Annotated in this window: 21 protein-coding genes; 7 read left to right on the top strand and 14 right to left on the bottom strand. The window is 66.8% G+C overall.

All coding sequences use genetic code 11. The features are described from left to right. Positions 1–263 precede the first annotated feature (263 nt). The 5 genes from BM193_RS27000 to BM193_RS27020 all read left to right on the top strand — a co-directional run bounded on the left by BM193_RS27000 (position 264) and on the right by BM193_RS27020 (position 5,252). Positions 264–1,175: a DMT family transporter gene (locus tag BM193_RS27000; protein WP_092804159.1), complete on the top strand. Its 912-nt coding sequence runs from the start codon at positions 264–266 to the stop codon at positions 1,173–1,175. A 213-nt stretch (positions 1,176–1,388) separates the two neighbouring features. Further along, a complete protein-coding gene (locus tag BM193_RS27005) occupies positions 1,389–2,480 on the top strand; it encodes a hemin-degrading factor (protein WP_092804162.1) in 1,092 nt (363 codons plus the stop codon). Beyond that, positions 2,468–3,403, top strand: coding sequence for a heme/hemin ABC transporter substrate-binding protein (locus BM193_RS27010; protein ID WP_092804165.1), 936 nt, complete (start codon positions 2,468–2,470; stop codon positions 3,401–3,403). The genes BM193_RS27005 and BM193_RS27010 overlap by 13 nt, the downstream gene beginning before the upstream one ends. Next, entirely contained in the window at positions 3,400–4,452 is a 1,053-nt protein-coding gene (locus tag BM193_RS27015) for a FecCD family ABC transporter permease (protein ID WP_092804168.1), read from the top strand. Before BM193_RS27010 ends, BM193_RS27015 begins: the two co-directional genes overlap by 4 nt. A gap of 11 nt (positions 4,453–4,463) precedes the next feature. Next, positions 4,464–5,252: an ATP-binding cassette domain-containing protein gene (locus BM193_RS27020; RefSeq protein WP_092804171.1), complete on the top strand. Its 789-nt coding sequence runs from the start codon at positions 4,464–4,466 to the stop codon at positions 5,250–5,252. Positions 5,253–5,271: 19 nt separating this feature from the next. On the opposite strand, the gene BM193_RS27025 is transcribed toward BM193_RS27020, so the two are convergent. The 6 genes from BM193_RS27025 to BM193_RS27050 all read right to left on the bottom strand — a co-directional run bounded on the left by BM193_RS27025 (position 5,272) and on the right by BM193_RS27050 (position 11,664). Next, the gene (locus BM193_RS27025) at positions 5,272–5,706 is read right to left on the bottom strand and encodes a hypothetical protein (RefSeq protein WP_175533436.1); all 435 of its coding nucleotides are present in this window, start codon (positions 5,704–5,706) and stop codon (positions 5,272–5,274) included. Then, positions 5,703–7,142 carry an efflux transporter outer membrane subunit gene (locus BM193_RS27030; protein WP_092804174.1) on the bottom strand — a complete coding sequence of 480 codons (1,440 nt, stop codon included), beginning with the start codon at positions 7,140–7,142 and terminating at the stop codon, positions 5,703–5,705. Before BM193_RS27030 ends, BM193_RS27025 begins: the two co-directional genes overlap by 4 nt. After that, positions 7,139–8,209 carry an HlyD family secretion protein gene (locus tag BM193_RS27035; RefSeq protein ID WP_092804177.1) on the bottom strand — a complete coding sequence of 357 codons (1,071 nt, stop codon included), beginning with the start codon at positions 8,207–8,209 and terminating at the stop codon, positions 7,139–7,141. Before BM193_RS27035 ends, BM193_RS27030 begins: the two co-directional genes overlap by 4 nt. A gap of 26 nt (positions 8,210–8,235) precedes the next feature. Continuing rightward, on the bottom strand, positions 8,236–9,759 hold the full coding sequence (locus tag BM193_RS27040; protein ID WP_092804180.1) for an MFS transporter: 1,524 nt from the start codon (positions 9,757–9,759) through the stop codon (positions 8,236–8,238). Positions 9,760–9,949: 190 nt separating this feature from the next. Continuing rightward, positions 9,950–10,885, bottom strand: a complete 936-nt coding sequence (locus BM193_RS27045) for a LysR family transcriptional regulator (RefSeq protein ID WP_092804182.1) — start codon at positions 10,883–10,885, stop codon at positions 9,950–9,952. A gap of 80 nt (positions 10,886–10,965) precedes the next feature. Next, positions 10,966–11,664, bottom strand: a complete 699-nt coding sequence (locus BM193_RS27050) for a UPF0149 family protein (protein WP_076570639.1) — start codon at positions 11,662–11,664, stop codon at positions 10,966–10,968. A gap of 103 nt (positions 11,665–11,767) precedes the next feature. Between BM193_RS27050 and BM193_RS27055 the strand changes: the two genes are divergently transcribed. Together BM193_RS27055 and BM193_RS27060 are read left to right on the top strand one after the other, a co-directional pair. Next, positions 11,768–12,781, top strand: coding sequence for a serine/threonine protein kinase (locus BM193_RS27055; RefSeq protein WP_092804249.1), 1,014 nt, complete (start codon positions 11,768–11,770; stop codon positions 12,779–12,781). Positions 12,782–13,030: 249 nt separating this feature from the next. Continuing rightward, a complete protein-coding gene (locus tag BM193_RS27060; RefSeq protein ID WP_092804185.1) occupies positions 13,031–15,469 on the top strand; it encodes a coiled-coil domain-containing protein in 2,439 nt (812 codons plus the stop codon). An 82-nt stretch (positions 15,470–15,551) separates the two neighbouring features. Here the strand turns inward: BM193_RS27060 and BM193_RS27065 are convergent, their stop codons facing one another. The 8 genes from BM193_RS27065 to BM193_RS27100 all read right to left on the bottom strand — a co-directional run bounded on the left by BM193_RS27065 (position 15,552) and on the right by BM193_RS27100 (position 23,429). Beyond that, positions 15,552–16,505 (bottom strand): hypothetical protein, encoded by a 954-nt coding sequence (locus BM193_RS27065; RefSeq protein ID WP_092832574.1) that lies wholly within the window; start codon positions 16,503–16,505, stop codon positions 15,552–15,554. Positions 16,506–16,773: 268 nt separating this feature from the next. After that, a complete protein-coding gene (locus tag BM193_RS27070) occupies positions 16,774–17,148 on the bottom strand; it encodes a hypothetical protein (protein ID WP_092804187.1) in 375 nt (124 codons plus the stop codon). 33 nt (positions 17,149–17,181) lie between these two features. Then, complete coding sequence (locus BM193_RS27075; RefSeq protein ID WP_092804190.1) at positions 17,182–18,429, bottom strand: TerD family protein; 1,248 nt, start codon at positions 18,427–18,429, stop codon at positions 17,182–17,184. Continuing rightward, positions 18,426–19,412: an HpcH/HpaI aldolase/citrate lyase family protein gene (locus BM193_RS27080; protein WP_092804193.1), complete on the bottom strand. Its 987-nt coding sequence runs from the start codon at positions 19,410–19,412 to the stop codon at positions 18,426–18,428. The genes BM193_RS27075 and BM193_RS27080 overlap by 4 nt, the downstream gene beginning before the upstream one ends. Continuing rightward, positions 19,405–20,511 (bottom strand): cysteine protease StiP family protein, encoded by a 1,107-nt coding sequence (locus BM193_RS27085; RefSeq protein ID WP_092804196.1) that lies wholly within the window; start codon positions 20,509–20,511, stop codon positions 19,405–19,407. Before BM193_RS27085 ends, BM193_RS27080 begins: the two co-directional genes overlap by 8 nt. Then, a complete protein-coding gene (locus tag BM193_RS27090) occupies positions 20,508–21,260 on the bottom strand; it encodes an HAD family hydrolase (RefSeq protein ID WP_092804199.1) in 753 nt (250 codons plus the stop codon). Before BM193_RS27090 ends, BM193_RS27085 begins: the two co-directional genes overlap by 4 nt. Then, positions 21,238–22,395, bottom strand: a complete 1,158-nt coding sequence (locus BM193_RS27095) for a phosphoribosyltransferase domain-containing protein (RefSeq protein WP_092804202.1) — start codon at positions 22,393–22,395, stop codon at positions 21,238–21,240. Before BM193_RS27095 ends, BM193_RS27090 begins: the two co-directional genes overlap by 23 nt. Continuing rightward, positions 22,392–23,429 (bottom strand): ATP-grasp domain-containing protein, encoded by a 1,038-nt coding sequence (locus BM193_RS27100; protein ID WP_092804205.1) that lies wholly within the window; start codon positions 23,427–23,429, stop codon positions 22,392–22,394. Before BM193_RS27100 ends, BM193_RS27095 begins: the two co-directional genes overlap by 4 nt. Positions 23,430–23,542: the final 113 nt, after the last annotated feature.

The raw sequence follows: 23,542 nt of genomic DNA on the forward strand, positions 1-23,542 counted from the left end.
ATCCGTGAAGAATATTGGTTTGTTTCATTTTGCGCAAGCGAATATGATGCCGTCACTGCATGAAGTGACCCGCAATAGGATTCACGCATGCGGTATCCCCCAGTCTTGCCATTCATTAATATTTACAACGCCTGGGTAAACCGTCGCGAGCGGCAGTGATTTGTGGCTGAGAAGCGCAACCGTACTCCAGTGCGGTGAGCATCGCCGGCCGCCAAGCGCGACGCGCAGCAGGTTTGCCCTGGCGTACTCAAAGAGGTTTAGTCATGTCTGATCGCCGCGCCGTTGCGCTGGTGTTGTTGTCGGCTGCCGGTTTCGGCAGTTCCGCCGTATTTGCCAAGGCGGCCTATGCGTCCGGGGTCAACCCGTCGACCATGCTGGCCTTGCGTTTCGTCATCGCCGCCATGCTGCTGCTGCCGCTCGTGTGGCTCGGCGGCTGGCGCTTGCCGCGCGGCCGCCTGCTGGCCGGCTACATGCTGATGGGCCTGATGTACACGGCCCAGTCGCAAGGTTATTTCAATGCGCTGATGTATGCCAGCAGCGGCCTGTGCGGCATGCTGCTGTATGTGTATCCCGTGCTGGTGACGATCCTGGCGCTGGCCTTGGGCTGGGAAAAGCTGGACCGGCGCATGCTGGTGCTGCTGGCGCTGGCCATCGCCGGCATGGCCACCACCCTGGGCGGCAAGCTGCAGGGCCAGCCGGTCGGCATCGCCCTGGCCTTGATGGCGGCCGGCGTGTATGCCGTATATATCCTGTTTGGCAACAGCCTGTCGAAAAGCCCCGAGAATATCCACCCGCTGGCCGCCTGCGTGGTGATCCTGGGCACGGCCGGCCTGGCGAACAGCGCGATTGCCGTGTGGCAGGGCGTTTCCTTGCCGGGCACGCCGACGGGCTGGCTGGCCGTCAGCGCCATCGCCCTGTTTTCGACGGCCATCGCCATTGCCGCCTTCTTTGCCGGCGTGGCGCACATCGGCGCGGCCAAGGCATCGATCATTTCCACGTTCGAACCCGTCATCACGATGGCCTTCGGCGTGACCCTGCTGAAGGAGTCCGTCAGCGGCACGCAGCTGCTCGGCGGCGCCATGGTGCTGACGGCCGTGATCTTGCTGGCCCAGCGTTCCAGCCCGAAACCGGCGGCGCAGACGGCGTCCATGCCGGGCGCGCAGGCCAGCGCCTGATTCCCGTTTTTTCCTGAACTGATCGGCAATACCGATCGGTCTCCTTTGCGCCGCGACGGGTTTCCTGCCGCGGCGCTTTTTTTGGGCTGCGCGCAAATAACGCTTGATTGCGAATGATTCTCATTTATAATCGATGGCAAGATTCCCCCACCACCAGCCAGCCCGTCCCCATGCCAGCCAGTGTTCGCCTTGAAAGGAGACACCGTGTCGAGCATGCCCCCTATTTGCAATACCGAGCTGATCGCCGGCGAATTCGCCCGCCTGCGGCGCGAAAAGCAAGCCCGCCACCGCGATATCGCCGAGGAGCTGGCCATTTCCGAAGGCGAGCTGATCGCCGCGCACGCGGGCCTGAAGCTCGCCGATGGCGCTTTGCTGGGCGCCGAGCGCCTGCAGGCCGACTGGCCCGCCATCGTCCAGGCGCTCGAGCCGCTGGGTGACGTCATGGCGCTGACGCGCAACGCCTCGTGCGTGCATGAAAAGACGGGTGTCTATCGCAATGCCAGTCACAACAATCACGTGGGCCTGGTGCTGGGCGGCGAGATCGACCTGCGCGTGTTCTACCGCCAGTGGGCGCATGGCTTTGCCGTGCGCGAGGTGAACGCGGGCGCGAACGAGGTGCAGCGCAGCCTGCAGTTCTTCGACGCCGCCGGCCACGCCGTGCACAAGATTTTCCTCAAGCCGCAAAGCGATATTGCCGCCTACGATGCGCTGGTGACGCGCTTTGCCGCCGCCAACCAGGCGGCCGGCATCGCCGTGACGGCGCCGGCGGCCCCGCCGGCGGAACTGCCCGACGCGCAGATCGACGTGGCCGGCTTTCGCGCCGCCTGGGCCGATTTGCGCGACACGCACGAATTCTTCACTTTGCTGAAAAAATTTTCGGTCTCGCGCCTGCAGGGCCTGCGCCTGGCCGAATCGCGTTTCGTGCAGCCGCTGGATAAATCCTGCGTGCTCGACCTGCTCAATGACGCGGCCCTTGAAAAGGTCGCCATCATGGCCTTCGTCGGCAATGCCGGCATGATCCAGATCCACTCGGGACCCGTGCACAAGATCGCCGTGATGGGACCGTGGATCAACATCCTCGATGCGCGCTTCAGCCTGCATTTGCGCGAAGACCATATCGCCAGCGCCTGGGTGGTGAAAAAGCCCACCGTCGATGGCCTGGTGACGTCCGTGGAACTGTTCGACGCCAAGGGCGACACCATCGTCATGTTCTTTGGCGAGCGCAAGCCGGGCATGCATGAACTGTGCGAATGGCGCCAGATCGTCGAGCGCGTGGCGCAGGAGGGCGAATTATGCGCCGCATGATCGCCGCCAGCGTGGCGCGCCGCATCGCGCTGAAAAAAATGGGCGCGGGGGCCCTGGCCCTGGCCGCGCCGATGCAGGTGCTTGCCGCCGTCGCCGACGCCGGCAAGCCGGTGGCAAAAGCGCGGCGCATCGTCAGCGTGGGCGGGGCCTTGACGGAAATCGTCTACGCGCTCGATGCGCAGGCGGAACTGGTGGGCGTCGATACGACGTCGCTGTATCCGGCCACGGCGCAACAGCTGCCGCAGGTGGGCTATGCGCGCACCTTGTCGGCCGAAGGCGTGCTGTCGCTGGCGCCCACGCAGCTGATCGCCACCGAGGAAGCGGGACCGCAAACGGTGCTGCGCCAGGTGCGCGATGCGGGCGTGCCGGTGGCGGTGCTGAGCGCGAATAACCAATTCGAGGGCTTGCTCGAACGGGTAAAACAGGTGGGCCAGATCACGGGCCGCGCCGAACCGGCCGCGCGCCTGGCGCACAGCCTGCAGCAGCAGTGGAGCGGCGCCCTGGCCAAGGTGCGCCAGCGCCAGCATGCGCCCGTGCGCGTGCTGTTCATTCTCGCGCATGCGCCGAATCAGGTGATGGTGGGCGGGCGCGAGACGGGCGCCGACGCCATGCTGGCCTATGCGGGCGCCGTCAATGTGATGGGCGGGCAGGGCGGCCAGGGTGGATTCGCCGGCTACAAGCCGCTCACGCCCGAAGCCGTGATCGCCGCGCGGCCCGACATCGTGCTGGTCACGGACCAGGGCCTGAAGGCTTCGGGCGGGGTGGATGGCATCCTCAAATTGCCGGGCCTGGCGCAGACGCCGGCCGGCAGGCAGCACCGCATCGTCTCGCAGGAAGCCATGCTGCTGCTGGGCTTTGGCCCGCGCATGCCGCAGGCGCTGGCGGCACTCGACGCCGCCTTTGACAAAGCCATGGCCGCATGAATGTCGCTTCCCTGGTTGCCGCCGCGCCGTGGCGCTGGCCACGCCGGGGCGCCGGCGGGCTGCTGGCCGCCGCCCTGGCTGGCGGCCTGCTCATCGCCGTACAGGCGGGCGCCGTGCCCGTCACTGTGGCCGACTGGCTGGCGCCGTTTCAAGCGGGCGACGCGGCGCTCTCCGGCGGCGCCTACGTGCTGTGGCATATCCGCCTGCCGCGCGCGCTGTTCGCCGTCCTGATCGGCGCCGCGCTGGCGCTGGCCGGCGGCTTGACGCAGGGCCTGTTCCGCAATCCGCTGGCCGACCCCGGCCTGTTGGGCATCAGCAGCGGCGCCGCCTGCGCGGGCGCGGCCACCATCGTCTTTGCGGCCAGCCTGCACCTGGCGCCCGAGCTGCGCGTGTGGCTGCTGCCCGCCGCCGCCTTTGCCGGCGCCATGCTCATTTGCGTGCTGCTCGACCGGGTCGCCCGCTGGGCCACGCAAGGGTCCATCGTCGGCCTGCTGCTGACGGGCGTGGCGCTGAACGCCATCACGGTGGCCGTCATGGGCCTGTGCATCTACATGGCCAGCGACGACCAGTTGCGCACCCTGACTTTCTGGACCCTCGGTTCGCTGTCGGCGGGCAGCTGGCGCCAGGTGGCGGCCCTGCTGCTGGTGCTGGCGGGCGCCTTGTGGGCCACGCGTCTGCTCATGCGCTCACTCAATGCGCTGGCCTTGGGCGAGGCACAGGCCTTGCACGTGGGCGTCGACGTGGGCCGCCTGCGCACGCAGGTCATCGTGCTGGTGGCAGTGCTGACGGGCTTTGCCGTCGCGTGGTGCGGCGGCATCGGCTTCATCGGCCTGATCGCGCCGCACCTGGTGCGCACCTGGCTGGGGGCCGACCAGCGCCGTGTGCTGCCCCTGGGCATGCTGGCGGGCGGCTTGCTGCTGCTGTCGGCCGATACCCTGGCGCGCACGGTGGCCATGCCGGCGGAAGTCCCGGTCGGCATGTTCACGGCCCTGCTGGGCGGGCCATTCTTTTTGATGCTGCTGCGGCGCTTCCGCCACCGCAGCGCCTAGCCGTGACGACCATGACGCCTTTACTCGAACTGCGCTTCGCCACCACACAACTGGGCCCGCAGTATTTTGGTCCCTTCAACGTACGGGTGGCGGCGGGCGAGCGCATCGCCATCCTCGGCCCCAGCGGCGCGGGCAAGTCGACCTTGCTGAAACTGATGGCGCGCGAACTGCGCCCGCAGGCGGGCCAGGTGCTCTTCGCCGGCCGGCCGCTGGCGCAGTGGCCGCTGGCGCAGCTGGCCCTGCGCCGCGCCGTGCTGCCGCAAGGCTCGAACGTGGCCTTCGGCCTGCTGTCGGACCTGGTGATCGGCCTGGGGCGGGTGGCGCGCCTGGTCGACCCGCAGCTGGAGCGCATCGTGCAGGAGGCGGCCGCGCTGGCGCATGCCACGCATCTGCTGGGGCGGCGCCTGGACACCCTGTCCGGCGGCGAGCAGGCGCGGGTGCAGCTGGCGCGCATCTTCGCGCAGATGTGGGATGTGCAGGACGGCTTGATCCTCGTCGACGAACCGCTGGCCGCGCTCGATCCCGGCCTGCAGTTCGATCTGCTCGACAGCCTGGAACAGTTTTGCGCCACGCGCGGCCACGCCGTCATCGCCATCCTGCATGACATCAACCACGCCTTGCTCGGTTTTGACCGGCTGCTGCTGGTGCGCTCGGGCCAGCTGATCGCCGATATTCCCGGCAATGCCGATGCCGTGCCCGCACTGGCCGCGCTGTACGGCATCGCCTTGACGACGGCGACCAGCAGCGATGGTCATGTATGCGTCATCCCAGCCAGAAGCGTGGTACGCCGGGCAGCCTGACTCACTCACTCAATCAAACTTACCAGACGTCCGCCGCGCGCGGCCGCGCCATCTGGCCGCTGCCCAGCAGCCACACCATCAGCGCATCGGCTTCCTCGCGCGTGGCAGCGACTTCCTGCAGGATGCCGAAGGCTTTCATGGCGCCGGCCGCCATCGCTTGCAGGCGCGCGCGTTGCGCCGCATCCGGCTCGATCGACACGAGGCCCCGGCAAATGGCGGCCAGCGCCAGCTTGTGATGCTTGAGCCACAGGCCGCGGCGCTTGCGGTCGACATGCGCCTCGTCGCTGCGCTCCTCTTCGAACAGCATGACGAACGGTTCGCCATGGCGCAGCAGGGCGTCCATGTCGTTTTCCCACAGGGGCGCATAGCCTTCGACGGCCGTTTCAGGGCGAAAACGGACGATGGGAAAATCGCTGACGTCGTGGATGGAAAAGTGCGAGGGATGCGGTTTCATGGTGTATTGCCTTCCGTTGTGGATGAGAGGGATTGCCAGCCGCCGCCCAGCGCCTTGTAGACCTGGACCAGCGACAGTGATGCGGTGGCGCGGCTGTCGACCAGCGCCGCCTCGTTGTTCAACAAGGTGTTTTGCACGTGCAGCACGTTGATCAAGTCCGCGCCGCCCTGGCGGTACTGCAGTTCCGCGCTGCCCAGCGCGCGGCGTCCCTGCCTGACGGCTTCATCGAGGCTGGCCTGGCGGCGCTGGTTCGCCTGGTAGCCGGACAGTGCATCTTCCACTTCGTGCCAGGCGGCCAGCACGGTATGGCGGTAGGCGATGGCCGCTTCCTGCTGCTGCGCCTCGCGCAATTGCAGATTGCCGCGCAGGCGGCCGCCATCGAACAGGGGCACGCTGAAGCCGGGACCGAAGGCGAAGCGTTTGGCGTCCCAGCCGATGTCGGACAGCTGCATGGCTTGCAGGCCGATGCTGCCCGACAGGGTAATGCGCGGATAAAAATCGCCGTGCGCCACGCCGACATCGGCCGTGGCCGCGTGCAGCAGCGCTTCGGCGCGGCGAATGTCGGGACGCCGTTCGGCCAGGCCGCTCGGCACGCCCAGTTGCACCTGCATGGCCACGGCCGGAATGTCCTTGCCCGCCGCCAGTTCCGCCTGCAGCGCTTGCGGCGGCAAGGCCAGCAATAGGGCGAGGGCATTGCCCAGGCGCGCCACGCGCTGCTGCAGCGGCGGCAGGCGCGCCTCGATGGTGGCCACGTGGGCCGCCGCTTCGGCCACGTCGAGCTGCGTCGTCGCGCCTTCCTGCAGGCGGATGCGCGTCAGCGACAGGGTGTGGCGGGCGATGTCGAGCACCTGCTGCGTGATGGCCAGGGTCTGCTGCGCGCCGCGCAGCTCGATGTAGTCGCGTGCCGTCTCGGCCAGCACGGCCAGCAGCACGCCGCGCTGCGTTTCCAGCGCCACGTCGACACGCGCATCGGCCGCCTCCACTTCGCGCCGCACGCGGCCCCACAGGTCCAGCTCCCAGGCCGCGTCAAGGTTGCTTTGCCACAGGTTGTAGGCGGACTGGCCGTTCAGGCGCGACGGGTCGCTCAAACCCTGCTCGCTGTTGCGCGCGCGGCTGTAGCCGCCATTCGCGCCCAGCGACGGGCCTTGCGCGGCGCCGGCCACGCCGCGCGCGGCACGGCTTTGTTCCAGGCGGCTGCCGGCCGCCAGCACGTCCAGGTTGGCGCCGGCGGCGCGCCGCACCAGCGACGATAACGTGGCGTCGCCGAAGCTGTCCCACCAGCGCTGCTCGATGGCCGCATCCTGGCCTGCGGCGAAACGGGGATCTTCCGCCTGGCGCCATGCTTGTCCCAGTGCGCTGTGCGGACGCTGAAAATCGCTGCCGACGCTGGCGCAGCCGGCCAGGCCCAGGGCCGTGATGAGTATCAGTGCTTTCATCGCGCGCTCACCTGTTGCTGCTGTTGGCGGCGCATGGCCGTATCGATGCGCACTTCGGCCGACATGCCCACGCGCAGGCGGTGTCCGTCATCCTGGCCGGGATCGAGCGCGATGCGGACGGGGATGCGCTGCACCACCTTGGTGAAGTTGCCGGTGGCGTTTTCCGGCGCGATGGCGGAAAACGTCACGCCCGTTGCCGGGGAGATGCTGTGCACGGTGCCGCGCAGCGTGGCGCCCGGATAGGCGTCGATGGCGATGCTGGCGCGCTGTCCCTGGCGCACGTGCGTGAGCTGGGTTTCCTGCAGGTTGGCGACGACGAAGCTGCGGTTCAAGGGCACCACGGCCATCAGGCTGGCGCCGGGCGCTACCAGGGCGCCGACGCGCACGGCGCGGCGTCCCACCACGCCGTCGATGGGGGCGCGCAGCTGCGTGTGCGACAGATCAAGTTCGGCGCGCCGCAGGCTGGCTTGCGCGCGCAGCAGGGCCGCGTCGGCCGCGCCCAGCTGCGCCTGCAAAATGTCCGTCTGCTTGCGCGTGGCGACGAGGGCGGCGCGGTTCTGCGCCAGGCGGGCGCGGCTCACGTCGAAGCGCGATTGCGCCTGCTGGGCGTTCTGCACGCTGCCGGCGCCCTGGCCGGCCAGGTGCGTCGAGCGGGCCAGCTCCTGCTGCGCCAGCGTGTCTTCCGCCTGGTTGGCCTCGACCAGGGTGGTGGCCTGGTCGATCACCGATTGCTGGCGCTGCAAGGTGGCGCGGGCATTCGCCAGCTGCGCCTCGGCGCCGGCGACGTCGGCGCGGGCCGAGGCGGCGGCTGCCTGGTAGTCGCGGTCGTCGATGCGCGCCAGCAGCTGACCCGCCTTGACAGCCTGGTTGTCTTCCACCAGCACGTCGCGCACGATGCCGCCCACCTTGGGGGAGAGCACGGTGTAGTCGGCGCTGACAAAGGCGTCGTCGGTGGCTTGCTCTTCGCCGCGGGAAAACAGCAGCTGCCAGGCGCAAAAGGCGAGGGCGCAGGCCAGCAGGGCCAGGCCGAGCAGAAAGGCGCGCGAGCGCAGTAGGGGTTTTTGCATGGGGATACTCTTTCGTAAAAATAAACTCAGGCTGCGCGCGGCGGGAAGACGCGCGTCGGCATGACGGGAATGATCAGGATCATGGCCAGCGCGATGGCGGCCACGGTGAGGTACAGGTCGGACGAGGTCAGGGTGACGACTTGCGCATGCATGCGCGCGCTCAAGCCGGCCATGTCCACGGCGCCGGGCAGGTTGCCCAGGCGGTCGCTGAGCACCGTCGAATGGAAATGGTTGCGGCGCGTGATCAGCGTTTCCAGCACGGCGCCGGCGACGACGGCCGACATGCCCTTGATGGTGTTGAACCAGGCCGAGGCAAACGGGCCATCCTGCGGCGCCAGGCCCGTGGTGGCCAGCAGCAGCAAGGGGATCACGGCCATGGGCTGGGCGAAGATCTGCACCGCTTGCAGCAGGAAGAAATGCGCGCGGATCCAGTCCGGCGACATGCGCGCGCCCAGCACGCAGGACGCGGCCAGCAGGCCCAGGCCGAGGGCCAGCACCCAGCGGCAGTCGACGGCGCGCAGGTTGCACAGGGCCGCCACCAGCGGCAGCGCGATCAGTTGCGGCAGCGCCACCATCAGCATCACGGGCGCCGTTTGCAGCGGTCGGTAGCCATGCACCTGCGCCAGGTAGGACGAAGGAATCAGGATCACGGCCAGCAGCACGAACAGCACGCCGCCCAGGGTCAGCAGGGCGTGGCTCAGGTTGCGCCGCGACAGCAGCTGCAGCTTGAAGAAGGGCAGCGGGTGCGACCACTCGTTAATCAGGAAGAGCGCCAGCAGCACGGCGCCGCCGCCCGTCAGCACGCAGATCAGGGGCGAGTGGAACCAGTTCAGGCGATCGCCCTGCAGCAATCCCACCACCAGCATGCTGATGGCGGGCAGGCCCAGCAGCAGGCCGCGCCAGTCGAACTGGCGGAAACGCTCCAGGCGCAGCGGGTCTTGCGGCAAGCCCCAGGAAACCATCAGCAGGGCGACGATGCTGCCCGGGATGACTTGCCAGAAGGCCCACTGCCAGCCCAGGTACTCGGTCCAGAAGGCGGCCAGCGGCGTGCCCAGGCTGGGACCGAAAGTGGCGCTCAGCGCATAGCCGCCCAGGCCATACAGCTTGATGTTGGGCGGCAGGAAGCGCAGCGCCACCGTCATCAGCATGGGCGGCAGGGCGCCGCCGGCCGCGCCCTGCACCACGCGCAACATGAGCAGCACGGACAGGTTCGGCGCGAACGGGCATAGCAGGCCGGCCGCCATGCAGATGATGATGGCCGCCGCCGTCAGGCGCCGCAGCGAGAAGGTGACGGAACACCACGGCGCGAAGGCCATGGCGGACACCGAGGCGGCCGCATACAGGGCGACGAGCCAGCTGGCGTCGTCGCGCGAAATGCCCATGGCGCCGCGAATATCGGCCAGCGCGATCTTGGTGATGTTTTCATTCAGGCCGGCCACCAGCACGGCCAGCAGCACGCCGGCCAGGCCCGTGGCCAGGCGCGGGCCAAAGACCGGCGGGGTGGGAGGCGCAGCTGCGGGGGCGGCGCCGGGTAAGGGGACAGCGGACACAGGGAACTCCGTGGATGAGAATCAGTCCACGCAGTATAGGTAGCCGTTAATCTTGTGAAAATTGATAATTCGTGAAGTCTGAATTGCGTCTGGCGCAATGATGAGTGGGGTCGGACCCTATGGGTCTGATCCCGGTCTTTGTCGCTGGGTTTGGCATCTGGCGGGTGAGTTCAAATCAAACTTCCCCCAATCAAATGCTGGGGGCAGACCCGCAAGGGTCTGAGCCCGTGCACAAGTCCTTGATCATGCGCCGCAGCCAGCGGTGCGCATGGTCGTGGTCCAGGCGCGGGTGCCAGGCCTGCATCACGTCGACGCTGTCGACGGGAATCGGCAGCTGGAAGGTGCGCAGTTTCAATCCCAGGCGCTCGACGATGGGCAGCAGCGGCGTGGGCATCAGCGGCAGCAGCAGCCGGGAATCGGCCACGGCGAAGATGGCGGATTGAAAATTGGGGCTGATCAGCGAGACCCGGCGCGTGTAGCCCCGCTCGGCCAGGGCGATATCGAAGGGGCCGCGCGCCAGGCCGCGGCGCGACACGCTGATGTGTTCGTATTCCGTAAAGCTGTCGAGATTGACGGGGCCGTCGAAGATCGGGTGATCGCTGCGGGCGATGCCGACAAAGGTGCTGGTAAACAGCTGCTGCAGCTTGATATCGGGCGCGAAGGCGCGCCGCGCGCTGATATACAGGTCGATGCGGCCCGCCTGCAGGGCGTCGCCATTCGCCACGCCATCGCCTTCCGGGACGAAGCGCAGCACCGTGTGCGGCGCGTGGCTGGCCAGCAGGTCGCGCAGCTTGCCGCCATATGCGCCGATGAACACGTCGTTGGCGCACAGGCTGAAGGTGCGTTCCAGCGTGCGCAAGTCGATTTCACGGCCCGAGGTAAAGATGGCATGCGCCTGCTCGACCACGCCGCGCACCTGCTCGCGCAGCTCCAGCGCGCGCGGGGTGGGCGCCAGGCCCCGTCCCGAGCGCACGAAGACGGGGTCGCCGATGGCGTCGCGGATGCGCGCCAGGGTGCGGCTCATGGCCGGCGCGCTCAGGTTCATGCGCCGCGCGGCGGCCACGGCGCTGCCTTCCTCGAGCAGGATGTCGAGGGCGACGAGCAGGTTCAGGTCCGGGAGTTTCATGCGGCGATTATAGCCCGGGGGGCGGGCGCCGGCGCTGCGCCGGCAGGACGCCGGCGCAACAGGGGAGTGCTACTGCGGTATTACTCGGCTGCCGGCTCGGCGCCGCAGCATTTCTTGTACTTCTTGCCGCTGCCGCAAGGGCAGTCGTCGTTGCGGCCCACTTTCGGCTCGTCGCGCTTCAGCGTTTGCACGGGAGCCTTGCGGCGCGGGACCCAGAAACGGTGGATGGCCGGCAGGTTCGCTTCCAGTTCCTGCGCCAGCTTGTGCGCCTTGACCGGGTCTTCCACCAGCTTCAGCTCTTCTTCCTTGATTTCGTCGGCGCCCAGCAGGTAGATCGGCTGCATCAGCGCGGCCACTTCGGAATCCCAGATTTCGTTCCACGAGCCCGGACGCAGTTCCATGCCGTCCCAGAAGCCCCAGCACCAGGCTTCGGCGTCGATCAGGGTCTGGCCTTCGTAGTCGTGTTCGACGAACAGGGCTTCGAATTCCTTGGGCGCCACTTCAAACGTCACCAGCACTTCGTTCATGAAGCGCATGATCAGGTTGACGATGCGCTCTTCTTCCTTGCTGTTCTTGAATTTCGGCGCATCTTCGGCATTTTCGCCCCACACGCGCGGCAACCACTCTGCCGGCATGATCGGTTCCGGACCGATGGCCACGGCCGTCAGATAGCCGTGCAGCATATCCATGGTCATGGCATCTTCGGAGCACCGGTCCGACAACAGGAATTGGTCTAATTCGTCAAATTCTTTTTCTGATAATGGCTGTTCGAGTGACATGGCTTGCTCTTTGATGAAATGTAAGGCGCCAGTATACGCCTTGCGGCGCTTCATCACCGAAGTGTTTGCACCGGCGGCGCGCGCGCGCCTTACAATGTCGCTCATGCACAATGAAAACCAGCCGCACGAGGACGACCGGCCCGTCCATCCCTTTTCCGCCCTGAGCCCCGATTGCGTGCTCGACGCGCTCGACAGCGTGGGCTTGCGCGGCGATGGCCGCCTGCTGGCCCTGAACAGCTATGAAAACCGGGTCTACCAGGTGGGCATCGAGGACAGCGCGCCCCTGGTGGCGAAGTTTTACCGCCCCGCGCGCTGGAGCGATACGGCCATCCTGGAAGAACACGCCTTCGTCTCGGAGCTGGTCGAGCGCGAAATCCAGGTCGTTCCCGCGCTGGAGATCAATGGCAGCACCCTGCACCGGTTCCAGGGTTTCCGCTTCGCCGTCTTCCCCCGCCACGGCGGCCGCGCGCCGGAACTGGACGACCCGCACACGCTGGAATGGATAGGCCGCTTCATCGGCCGCATCCACGCCGTCGGCGCGCTGTCCGCCTACAAGGAGCGCCCGGCGCTCGATCCGGCCACCTTCGGCGTGGAGCCGCGCGACTTCCTGCTGGCGAATGACTTCATTCCGCCCGAGCTGCTGGCCGCGTATGCCAGCGTGGCGCAGCAGGCGCTCGAGGGCGTGAAGCGCTGCTACGACCGCGCCGGCGACGTGGCCGTGCTGCGCCTGCACGGCGACTGCCATGGCGGCAACGTGCTGTGGACGGACGCCGGCCCGCACTTCGTCGACTTCGACGACAGCCGCATGGGTCCGGCCATCCAGGACCTGTGGATGATGCTGTCGGGCGAGCGCGGCGACATGGTGCGCCAGATGAGCGACATCCTGGCCGGCTACGAGGACTTCTGCGATTTCGACCCGCGCCAGCTGTACCTGGTCGAAGCCCTGCGCACGCTGCGCCTGATCCATTATTCGGCCTGGCTGGCGCGCCGCTGGGACGACCCGGCCTTCCCCGTCGCCTTCCCGTGGTTTAACACGCAGCGCTATTGGCAGGACCGCATCCTGGAACTCAGGGAGCAGGTGGCGCTGATGGATGAAGCGCCGCTCTGGCCCATCTGAATGCATATTTTGCCAATAAAACCGTAGCGAGCGGCAGTGATTTGTGGCCGAGAAGCGCAACTGGGCTGAAGCCCAGTGAGCATCGCCGGCCGCGAAGCGCGACGCGCAGTAGCGCAGTTTGATTGGTGAAATGATGAAAAGACCGGTAAAAGCGGCTCTTCTTGCCGCGCTGATTTGTGCATGCCTGTTCGATAATGGTGGTAATAAATTCCCATAAGCAACGGAATTCACCCGAATAAGCGAGAAATCATGCAAGCACAGCAAAATCAGCGCCAGGCCGCTTCCCTCACCGTCGCGTATTCGGCCGACGACGAGTTCGACCAGGACAGCATCGTCTCGCTGCATGATTTCAAGGACCTGGAGCGCAAGGCGGAAGCGCCGGCGCCAGCGTCCCCCGTCGCGGCACCCGAGCCGCAGGCCGAGGCGGACGCGGAAGCCGAGGTCAAGGCGCCCGCCGCCGACCGCCAGAAAATGGAACTGAAAGCCATCCACGAGGCGATTGCCCGCGTGGAAGCGGAAGCGAAGGCCACCTGCGCCGCCGAAAGCCGGGCATTGGCCGAGGCGCGCGTGCGCTCGCTGGCCGAGGACCGCGCCGCCATCGATGCGGCCGCCGCTGCCGCCGCGCAGCAGAATGCGCAGGCCGCCGAAGAGGCGATTGCCGCCAACCGCGAACGCCTCGACACCATGCGCGCCGCCGCGCAAGCCAGCGTGGCGCGCCTGGAAGCCGTCAAGCAGGAGACGGCCGAACTGCGCGCCCGCGTGGAATCCGATAATGAAATCCGCCTGGCCGCCGAACAGCGCGCCCGCGCCGAGCAGGAAAGCCGCCTGCGCGCCAGCGAGCAGGTGGCGGTGCAGTCGGAACTGGCCGAGCAGGCCGCCCGCGCCGCCGAGGAATTGCAGGTGCAGACGGAGCAGGCGCGCCTGCAGGCCGTCGAGCGCGTCGCCGCCGTACAGGCGGCCAAGGATGAAATGGTGGGCATCGCCTCGGCCGATGCCCGTGTCGCCGTGCTGGCCCGCGAACGCGAGCGCCACGCCCACGGAGCGCGCCAGACGGCGCAGATGCTGGCCGAAGCGGAAAGCGAGGCGCTGGACTTGACGGTGCAGCGCGAGCGCGCCGACCAGATCGCGCTGGAATCGGCCTTCAACCGCGCCGCCGCCGAAGTGCGCGCCCTGGAAGAAGCGCGCGCGCTGGCGCACCTGGAGCAGGAACGCGAAGCCATCGCCCTGGCGCAGGCGGAATCGGAACGCCATGCGGCGCAATCGCTGCACCTGCGCCTGCAGACGGAAAAGGAATTGCGCGACGCGGCGATCCACCGTGAACGCCTGGAGATGGTGGCCGTGGCCAGCGCCCAGGCGCGCCGCGATGCCGACGTGCGCATCCTGGCCGCCACGGAAGCGCGCATCGAAGTGGACCGCCAGCTGCGCGCCGTGGCGCTGGCCCGCGTCAGCGCCGAACAGGATGCGGAAATCGCCGGCCACGCCAAGCTGGAAGCGGAAACGGCGGCCCTGGAACAAACCAGGGCGCGCGAAGCGGCCGAGCAGGCTGCCGCCATTGCCGCCGCGCTGGAACTGGACGAGCAGCGCCGCGCCGCCGGCCTGGCGCACGAACGCGCCGAACAGGCACGCCAGGCGGCGCAGCTGGCCGCCAGCCAGAACGACGCCGAGCAGGCAGCGGTCCATGCCGGCGCGGCCACATTGGCAGCGCAGGAACAGGCGGCCCAACTGGCGCAGGAAAAAGCCCATGAGGCAGCGCGCTTGCTGCAGGCGGAGCAGGAACGCGCGGCCGCCGAACAGGCCGCCATCGCGGCCTTGAAAGACAAGCTCGCAGCGGAAGCGCAGGCCTTCAACGCGGCGCAGGAACGCATCAATGCCGAAGCGGCGCAAGCGGAACTGCTGCGCGGCCAGCACGCGGCCGAACAGGCTTTGAAGGAAGCCGCTGAAAAAGAAGCCAACGCCATCCGCATCCTGATGGATCAGGCGCTGGTCGAAGGCGAACAGAAAGCGGCGGCCGCGCAAGCCGTGCAGGCGCAGGCGCGCCTGGCCGTGGAACTGGGCCAGGTGCACAGCGAGCGGGCCCGCGTGGAGGAAGACAAGGCGCAGGCAGCGGAAGCGCTGCTGGCCTCCGAGCGCGATTTCGTCGCCGCCGAGCGCGAGTCGCTGGCGCTGATCGCGCAAAAGCTGGTGCAGCAGCGCCAGACCACGGCGGCCGAGGAACGCGCATCGAACGCCATCGCCGGCCGCCTGGACGCGGAAAAGCAGGCGACGGCCGCCGCCGAAGCGCGCGCCGCGATGGAGCAGCAGGCGCTCGATGCCATGCGCCAGCGCGAGCAGCTGGAACTGGCGGCGCAGCAGGCCGCCAGCGACAAGCTGGAAGCGCAGCAAGCCTTGCTGGCCAGTGCCCAGGCCCACGCCGCCTTGCAGCGCAAGGCCGCCGACACGACGCGCGCCATGGCCGCCGCCAAGCAGCAATTGCTGGCGCTGGACGTGGCCCGCGCGCAGCAGCAGGAAAGCGAACTGGCCGCCTTGCGCGCCAGCCTGGAACAGCCGTCCAGCGCCTTTGCCAGCTCGCTGGTCGCCGCCCGCGCCAAGGCCGAGCAGGTCAGTTCGGCCAGCCTGACGCGCGAAGTGATCGAGCGCCTGACGCAGCCGAATGACGCCCCGGTGGGTGCCGTCTGGCGTTCGCGCTGAGAGCCTGAAAACCCGATAACAGCCGGGGTCGGACCTCAAGGCGCGACCCCGCTCCCAGGGTTGGCTTGCGCCTGTATGCCGATCAAAACTTCCTGCCCACCCCCACCAAAATCACATCCGCATCGCGGTGGTAATCCGTGATGACCCGGTTCCACGCCACTTGCGCCACCCAGCGGCGGTTGACGTGGTAGCGGGCCACGGCCGACAGCAGGCCGGCCATGCGCGCGCGGGGTTCTTCATTGTTTTCCGGGTCGAAGGCCAGGTAGGGCCCCAGGCCCATGCCGAATTCCACTTTTTCCGTGAGCGAGCGGATCAGCCATAGCTGGCTGGCCACGCCGCGCCGGCGCGTGATGTCGGTGCTGCCTTCATTCAGGCCCGTCACCGTCCAGTCCACGTATTTGCCGATGGCCCGGCGGTATTCCAGGGTCAGGGGCGTCGATGTCTCCGAGCGGAAGCTGTTGACGATGGTGTGGCCCGTCGAGACGGTGAGCGTATCGTCGTGCGCCCAGTTCTGCAGATGCAGCTTGGCGCCCGGTATGCCGTCATAGCGGTAGCCGGCACCGAGCAGGAAATGCGTGGTGTTGTCCTTGCCGTCGGGCTTGATGCGGTTGATCTGCGCTTGCGCATACCAGCGGTTGTCGAACTGCCAGCGCGCCTGCAGGCTGACGATGGAGCCCCAGCCGTGGTCATTGTCAAAATTGTGCGGCGCCAGGTCCGTCTTGGCCGTGTCGAAGAAAAAATAGCGGCCCGCGCCGGCGCCCAGCATCAGGCCCCGCTCCACGTTTTGCGTGCGCAGCCAGAACTGGCCGCCCATGCCGTCGCGGTGGTGGTTTTCCGGGTGGCCTTCATTGATGTACGACAGGCTGACGGCGTTGTAAGTGCCGACCGGCTGCGTGTAGCTGATGGCGGCGACAAAGGTGCGCTCATTGGTCGAGTTGACTTTCAGGGCGCCGGCCATGCCGGACAGATCCTGCGCCTGGGCGGACAGGGGAGCGATGGCGGCCAGCAGGGCCAGGAGGGGGAGGCGTAGGCGCATGGTGTTTCCCAATGGAGGTGAGGCACGCGGAAAGTGGGCTGGGCGTCATGCGATCAGGCAGGAATCCGGCACATTGCTTACATTCGTAAATTATTTCATTCAGAAATACACTCTGCAGTGTATAAGAAAGTGAGAATGTGTGAGGCGCGTAACAATTCTTGCTAGAAATTTATTACGGGAGGGGCAAGCGACGGGGAGGAAACGGCAGGGGAGGAGCGCGCCGGCTGGAATGGCCGGCCGGCGCGGTACTGCTGGCAGATGCTGGTGATTATTGGCTCAACACGACCTTGTCGGCATAGTATTCCGTCTCGCCGAAGCATTGCGTCGGCACGCCCTTGTGCTGGCTGTAGGTGACGAGGATGCGCTTGCCGGCGGCGGCCGTCAGCTGCTTCGCCACTTCCTCGTCGCGCACGCTGAACTGGAATTTCTCCGGGATGGTGCCCGGCAGCGCCGTCAGCAGCAATTCACCTTCCCAGGTCTTGCAAATCCAGCCCCGCTTGGAGAACTTTTGCAGGTAGCCCGCCCGTTCGCCTTCCGAGTACGAGAAGCTGAGGGCCATCCACGTGTAGGCCGCCAGCAGCAGGAAGCCGGCCACGAGGAAGATGACGAAGGCGAAGGTGACTTTTTTGGTCGTAGGGGTCATGTTAAGGGGTGAATTGTTTAGTTGGAGAAAGAGTTAGTCTTTCCGTCCGGCTTTCCAGTTCAGGCCAAAGCTGTATCGCTCGTCCATGGCCTGGTGCGCCGTGATTTTACCTTGGCCGCCGAAGTATTCCACCAATTTTGTCACCTGCAGGTTGCCGCCGTGGTTTTCCAGCATGGCGATGGCGCACATGGCGTGCTGGCTGTCGCTGTCGAGGCGCACTTCGACGGTGGGCTGGCCGGGAATTTCGATCGTCACGACGCCATCCGTGGCGGCCCAGTTCGGCACGCCCTCGTAGATGAAGGCGTACACGAGCACGCGCTTGATCTGGTCGAAATGGGTGCCGTTGATGAAGATATTTTCGCCGCTGCTGACGCTGCCCGTGCGGTCGTCGCCTTCCAGGTGGATGTACGGTGGCCTGTCATACGCGCCCCAGCTGTTGCCCAGCGCCTGCACGGCGCTCTTGGCGCCATTGCTCATCTCGAACAGGCAGCCGATATCGAGGTCGATGCCGCCCGCACGGCTGGCCGGCTTGTTGAACAATTTGCCGAGGAAGCCCGTGTCCAGCTTCGAGGCGGGCGCCTGGCCTTGCGACGCGTTCTGGTTCCAGTTCAGGTTGACGCGGATGCGGCCATAGCCGCCGCTGTCGCGCTTGTCGAGCGAGATCTTGTCGCCGCGCTTTTCCAGGCGAATTTTCGACAGCGAGATTTTGTTCGCCGGCGGCGCCGCTGGCGTGGGCACGGGACTCGGTGCCGGAGACGGCGCCGGGGCAGATTGCGCCGCCTCGCTGCCGCCGAAGTGCTTGAGCAGCGCCGCCAGGCCGCCGGCGAACCCCTGGCCCACGGCGCCGAAGCGCCAGCTGCCGTCGCGGCGATACAGTTCGCCGATGATGACGGCTTTCTCGTCCTGGAAGTCATTGCCCGTGAAGGCAAAGGTGGCGGCCTGGCCCAGCGTCAGGCTGGAGTTGCCCAGCGCGCGCATGCTGCCCTGTTCCGTCGCCGCCGTAAACACCAGCTTGTCGATCGAGGCGGGCAGGCGCGCCAGGTCCACCTGGAAGGTGGAACGGGGGCCGTTCAGCTCCACCGTGACGGCGTTGTCCGGCGCGCTTTTCTGGTTGTAGAACACCATGTAGCGGTCGTCCGACAGCTTGCCGGCCGCATCGACGCCGAAGCAGCTGACGTCCACTTCCATCGAGCCCGAAACGATATCGAGCGTGACGGCAAACGGACCATTCAAGCCCAGGTCAGCCAGTTTGCCTTTTTGTCCGCGTGTGAAATTGGTCATGGTCGTGCAATCCCTTCGTCGCTTGAGAGTTGAGTCAATGAGGTAGTGGCCAGGTGCGGCGGCGCCGCGTCGGCCGCATGGCGGATGCCGAACAGGCGCGCCTGCTCGATGATGCGCAGGGCCCAGCTGCTATGCGTGGCCACTTCGCACATCGATTCCTGCATGCGGAACACGGCCGGGCTGTCCGGGTCGATGATGCGCAGCGCCAGTTCGATGTCCGACTGCGCCACCTGGTAGTGGCGCTCGATCTGCGGCACCTGGTCCGGGTGGATGGCCGTCTTGGCGATCATGCCGTGCGCCATGTCCTGCGCCACTTCCGCATCGAGCCAGGCGCCTTGCGACAGGTGCTCGAAGACGGGCGCCGTCAGCTGGAAACCGTGCGGCTTGAAGATCGTCACCAGGCGGCCGATGACCTGGCCCAGCGGCGTTGAATAAATCGTGCCGCTGGTAGGGCGGCGCAGGCCCAGCAGGGCCAATAAATCGTTGCCGCCGATGCGCAAGGCCAGGATGCGGCGCCGCACCTCGGGCGCCGACAGCACGATGCGGAACTGCTTCATTTCCTCGTCGTCGAACACTTCCGCCGTTTCCAGCGTCGGCATCAGCAAGTGATGCGTGTGGCGCACCAGCTCGAAATACGCGGCGAAGTTGTGGCGCGTGGATTTCGGCAGCACGAAGCCGCTCAATTTGTCGGCGCCGGGCATGCCCAGCACGCGGGCCAGCACGTCGAGATTGCGCACGCGCACGAAGCGCAGGGTATCCGATTCGGCGGCCATGTTTTGCAGCGCCAGCGACAGATTGAACAGCGCATAACTGAGGTCGCGTTCGGCGATGGCGTCTTCGGTGCACAGGATGACCGAGCGCAGATGGCTGAATTTGTCGCCGTTGGCGATCGCCAGCAGATCCTTGTGCGTGGTCGGCACATACATGGAGGCGCCCAGCGCCGCCTTGTGTTCACTTTGTGGATGTAGGGAGTTGTTATCCATCGACTGCGCTCCTGATAAGGGCGACCGCCTGGTAAGGCAGCGCCGGTTCTACGGTGACGGGTATGGCTTTTTCCTGCGCCAGAAGCAGCAAATGTGCCACGTCCGGGGCATTCGTGTCGCGCACGATCAGGCGCTCGGGCACGCGGCGCAGCAGCACGCGCGTCGCTTCGCCGATGCCTGGCTTGATCAGGTTGATGTCGCTGATGCCGTACTGCTGCCGCGCTTGCGCCATGTAGGCTTGCGAGCGGGCCGCCATGGCCGGCGCATCGCTCGCCTCGGCCAGCGGGATGCCGCTGCTGGCGGCGATCGCCATGGCGTCGGCCACCAGGCCGTCGGCGAAAGCGCGCGACTGGTCGTGCTGCTCGAACTGCGCGTAATACACGCAGCCATGGAAGTCGTCCGGGCCGATGGCATCATTCAATACGGAGCGGCTGACCAGGCCCGAGACGGTGGCGTTCAAGATGCTCGACGGGATCAGGTAGTCGCCCGACGAGGCGGCGCAGGCGGCCGTGCCGGCCAGGTCGGACAGGACGAACAGGCCGCCGTCGATGACCGTGCCATTGGCCGCGTTGAAATCGTGGACCGTCTGGCGCAGTTCGCGCGAAATCACGCCCTTGCCCGTCCAGCCGTCGACGAAGACGAGGGATTCAGCTGCATGGCCCTGCGCCAGGATGTGTTTCAAGGCATTCGCGTCGATGCCGCGGTCGCGGATGATGGAGACGGAATAATGGCTGCACTCGCGCTGGAACACCTGGCGCAGCAGGTGGCCCAGGATGACGCCCACGGGCGTGCCGGCCCGCGCCAGCGACACCAGCGTGATGGGGCCCGTGCGGCGCGCCGCGATCAGGGCGGCCAGGCGTAGGCAGTCACGCGCCATCTGCAGGCGGTTGGCCGCGAACGCGCTCTGGAACAGCGCCAGGTAGGCGGGCGAGGGCAGGGACTCGGGCGACAGCATCTCGCTGTAGTGGCGCTGGCCCGACTGGATCAATCGCTCTTTTTCAGCCAGGTCGAGGATGGGTTCGAGCGCCATCGGCGTGAGCAGAAACTCCACGTCTTCCTGGCGGTAGCTGCCGCTGAAATGCTGCGTGGCTTCGCTCATAGCGCCGCCACCGTGAGGGCCGCCAGCTGGGTGCCGTTGGGGATGATGGCGTAGTCGCAGGCGGCCATGAAGCGCGCGTCCGAGCGGCTGTCGCCCATGCCGAAACTGAGGATGGGGCCATGTTCGGCTTCCAGCTCCGCGCGCAGGTAGGCGACGGCGCGCGCCTTGTTCAAGGTCTTGGGCAGCACGGCCAGGTTGTTGCCGTTGCGGTGGATGAAGTAGTCGGCGCCTTCGCCGGCGATCCATTCGCGCAGCACCTGTTCCTCGATGTCGGCCAGGCGCTCGCCGCGCGCTTCATGGTCCTTGACGACGATGTAGAACGGCGTGTTGTAGTCTTCGATCAGGCGCGCGCGCGAAGGCATGCCGGCCTTGGCCTGGAAATCGTCGATGATGCGCATGGCGTCGCGCAGGCCGGGCAGGGCCGTCTGCATGTCGTCCTGCATCAGGGCCAGCCAGCCCGCGTCGAGCGCGCCGCCCGGCTGCAGCACGATGCCGCCGTAATCGAGCACGCTGTAGCTGGTAAACGGCAGGTCGACTCTGCGAAACGCGTCGCCATTCCTCGCCGTGGCGGGGATCAGGGTCATGCCGCTTTGGGCGAATTCAAAGAAGGCGCGCTGGCGCGCCGTCGTAAACGAACAGGCGTCGCCATTTTTCAAATAGGCGGCCGCTTGCAGATCGGTCTCGCCAGGGCATTTTTTCGGGGTCTGGAACAGTGTGTCGTCCAGATCAACAAACAGGAATTTCTTCAATTTTGGTCTCTGACTGAAAGTGGAACAGGCGGCCGTTCAACTGGCCGGCGAGTTGCATGAGGGCCGGGCTGGCCGGGGTTTCATGGCAGATGAAGACGTGCTGGTACTGGCCAGGCGCCACGTTGTACAGGTAGTTGGCGATGCCTTCGCCGTAATTGTCGTCGCAGCGGACGATATGGCCGACGGCGCCCCACGACAGGATAGGCGAGCGCGTGGTCGATTGCACCACGACGTTCTTGCCCAGGTTTTCCAGTTCGCGCGCCAGCAGGAACGAGGGGTGCATGAATTCGCCCGTGCCCAGCACCAGCACGGAGTCGCCGGCGCCGATTTCCTGCGCCAGCTGCACCGCCAGCCCTTGCGGCGGGCTCAATGCGCGGCCTACGCCGATGCGCCCGAAGGCGGGACTGGCGCCCCGTTCCTCGTTCGCCTCGAAACGCTGCGCGCTGGCCGCCACTGGAGCGGGCGCGGCGCCGGCCTGGAAGGCGTAGTGGCCGGAGAGCGCCGCGCCGATGGTCGTGGGCAGGCCGAAACGCTCACTCAGGCCCCCGTTGGCGGCCTGGCCCATGAAATTGGTGATGACGCCCAGGTGCAGCTTTTCCAGCTGCGGATAGCGCGCGCGGCACACTTGCACCAGGTTGCCGAAGGTGTTGCCGGTCGATGCTTCATCGTCGATCAGCACCAGGCTGCGGGCCGTGGAAAACAGGGCGCTGGCCGCGTCCGACAAATGCAAAAACTGGCGCGGCGCGTGGCTGTGCGATTCCTCGAATTCGAAGAAGGGCACGCTGCCGACGCGGTAGCGCGAACTGTGCAGGAACAGCGCTTGTCCATTCGGGTTGGCGCGCAGCCAGGCTTCGAACACGCCCTGGCCCAGGCCGACGGCCGTTTCCGCCATGGCGATGAAGACGACGGGGCCGGGCAGGCTGGGGGGAATCTGCGCGGCCAGGTCGTCGTGGATGGCTTCCATGGCGCGCGGCGTGACGGGCCAATGCTTGCCCAGCACCTTGGACAGGAACAAAAAGCCGCGCTTGGCGTTGGCGCGCGCGGCAAAGCCGATCAGCCAGTCCAGCGGGAAGCGCGCCTCGTCCACCTTCAGGGTCAGTTCGCCCGTGGGCATCTGCTGCTTGACGAGGTTCATGGCAGCTCCACGGCGTAGGCGGCTTCCGCCACGCGCATGCCCTCGCGGATGGCGGGCACGCTGAGCTTGTCGTAGCCCTGGTCGAAGCCGGCCAGCGCCAGGTAAGGCAGGTTGGGGCCGGCCGCGCAGGCCATGCCGATGCCGCCCGACATGCGCGGATTGATTTCCAGCAGCGCCAGGCCGTTCGCGCCTTCGCGGAACTGGATGTTGAAGACGCCATTCAAGCGGTAGTCGCGCGCCAGCTTGTCGCAGGCGGCCAGCAAGTCGGCGCGCAGTTCGATCAATTGCCCGCTGCCGCCCGCGTGCAGCTTCTTGCGCGGCACGGCACACATGAGCGTGCCCTGGTCGGCCACGCAGTCGGCGCTGTATTCGTGGCCATCGAGGTATTCCATCAGCAGCAGGGTTTTAAATGTCCCCATCTGCGCCAGGCCGCTGCGCAGCTCCTGCGCATTGACCTGGTAGGCGGCGCCGGCCAGCAGCAGTTGCGCGCTGGAACGCTCTTCATCGAGTACGGCAAAGCCCAGGCCATACACGGACTCGGATGGCTTGATGCACAGCTTGCGGTGCAGTGGGCGCAGTTCGGCGTAGGCGGCGTCGTATTCTGCGATGGTGGTGACGGCGCGGTAGTCGGCCGGACGCGCCATGGGCAGGTCGAGGCCGTCGCAAAAGCGCGCCTTGTCGTGCATCAGGGCCAGGGTATCTTCGCTGGCCACGCTGAGCACGCGCGTGCCGATGGCGGCGAAGCGCGCGCTGGCGCTGCCGATCAGGCCCGCTTCCTTGCCGGGCCAGAAAATCGTGATCTCGCGGTCGCGGCAAAATTCCAGGCACCATTCCACATAATTGAGGCCCGTCAGCCCCGCCGGTTCAACCGCATAGTCATGCGCCGACAAAAAGGCGGCCGCATGCGCGTTCGTATTGCTGCACACGATGTGGTAGCGGGGCGCACCGCCCGTGGCGGCGCTGTCGGCTTCGCGGATCAGGCGCATGGCCGTGCCGACGGAGGAAAATGTTTTGTTGAACCAGACTCTTTGCATGTACGGGGACCGGGTAAAGAAAGGGGAAGCCGCGCGCAGGTGCGCGCGCGGGGATTCTAGCCAGGCAGACTTAACCTGGCCTTAGAAGTTTTTTGAACAAAAAACTGACAGCG

It is taken from the genome of Janthinobacterium sp. 344, from assembly GCF_900112025.1.
In the GTDB taxonomy this organism is placed as follows: Bacteria; Pseudomonadota; Gammaproteobacteria; order Burkholderiales; family Burkholderiaceae_D; genus Janthinobacterium.